Source organism: Pseudomonas palmensis, from assembly GCF_017848315.1.
In the GTDB taxonomy this organism is placed as follows: Bacteria; Pseudomonadota; Gammaproteobacteria; order Pseudomonadales; family Pseudomonadaceae; genus Aquipseudomonas; species Aquipseudomonas palmensis.
The window spans coordinates 1-1,467 of sequence record NZ_JAFKEC010000122.1 but is presented as its reverse complement, the minus strand read 5'-3'; the positions used below and the strand labels follow the sequence as shown (position 1 = coordinate 1,467).

The 1,467-nt window shown below is 68.0% G+C and carries 1 protein-coding gene; it reads right to left on the bottom strand.

Translation table 11 applies throughout. The features are described from left to right. On the bottom strand, positions 1-1,467 hold a 1,467-nt coding region (gene tssI, locus JZZ72_RS27625), incomplete at both ends, for a type VI secretion system tip protein TssI/VgrG (protein WP_210015492.1).

Here is a 1,467-nt window from a genome sequence, read left to right as displayed (position 1 = left end):
CCGCCGGGCTGGCCAGCACCAGGTGCGGTTCGCTGAACTCGGGAAATTCGTTGGCGCTCTGGTTGGTCGGGCCGCTGCCGACGATGCCCTGGTGCTGCGCATGCAGGGCCTTGGCCACCTCGTCCTGGTCGCCCGCCTCCTGCGCCTGTACCTCGCGCGCCTGCTGGCCAAAGCCGTCCTGCTGCTCGCTGGCGGTGGCCAGGCGTTCGGCGGTCTCGGGCAGGTCCTTGTGGTGCTTGGCTTCGTGATGGCGCGGCTCGGTGGTCAGCAGCAGGCCCGCCGCCGCACGCACGGCGCCATGCCGGTCGGTGCGCAGTTCGAAACCCTCACCGCGCGGCTGGCCGCCCGAGGGGCGCGGGTGGGTCAGGTAGCCGAGGTTGATCGCGCTGGCACCGTGGTCGCTGCGCAACGCGATGCTGATCTCGCTGGTGGTGTCGTCGATGCGCAGCTCGTTGCTGCGGCTGCCCTTGTATTCCTTGCTCTTGACCGTGGCCAGGGTCTTGAAGTCGGGCAACCGGTACGGCGGCAGGTTGGCGCCGTGGTACAGGCAACCGGTGATCAGCGGCTGGTCGGGGTCGCCTTCCAGAAAGGTGATCAGCACCTCCATGCCGATACGCGGCAGCGAGATGGCGCCGAAGCTGCTCTGGCTGGCCCAGTTGGAGGCCACGCGCATCCAGCAGGTGGTCTTGTCGTCCGACTGGCCTTCGCGGTCCCAGAAGAACTGCACCTTGACCCGGCCGTACTCGTCGCAATAGATCTCCTCGCCTTCGGGGCCGGTCACTACCGCACGTTGCGCACCCAGCACTTTGGGCTTGGGATGCCTCAGCGGCGGTCGATACGGCACGTCCCACGGCGTGGCGCAGAAGCGGTTGCGATAGCCCTGGTGAAAGTCGTCCTTGAGGTCGGTGACGTCACTGCTGATCACCTCCTCGAGCACCTGCGGCTGCTTGCCTTCGTGGATGATTTCGGTGAGCAGCCACAGGTCGTTCCACGCCGGGTTGGCATGCTCGGTCAGGCTCAGAAAATGCCCGCTGACCAGGCTCGGCTGGTCGCTGCGGCCCTCGGCCAGGCGGTAGTCGCTGCGGTGGCGCTCCAGCGCGCGGGTGGCCAGGTGCTTGCCGCGCGCGCGGTCGCTGAAGCGCGCCGGGTAGGCGTAGTCTTCCAGGTCCGGTGCGGCACCGCTGTCGGCGTCGCTTTCGAGCTGGATGCGCGGTTTGGTGAAGTCGTAGTCGCGCCGCGTGGTGCGACTGGTGCGCGTGGCCAGGCGCAGGCCGAAGCGCTTGATCACCGGCACGTCGGCCACCAGCCCGGTGTCCTGCTGATAGGCCACCGGGGCCAGTGTGGGGAATACGGTCTGGTCGTCGCCGAACACCAGCGCATGGCCCTGCGGGCTGTGCTGGAAGTGGTAGTGGATGCCCTCCTCCTCGCACAGGCGCTGGATGAAGTGCAGGTCGGACTCGTCGTACT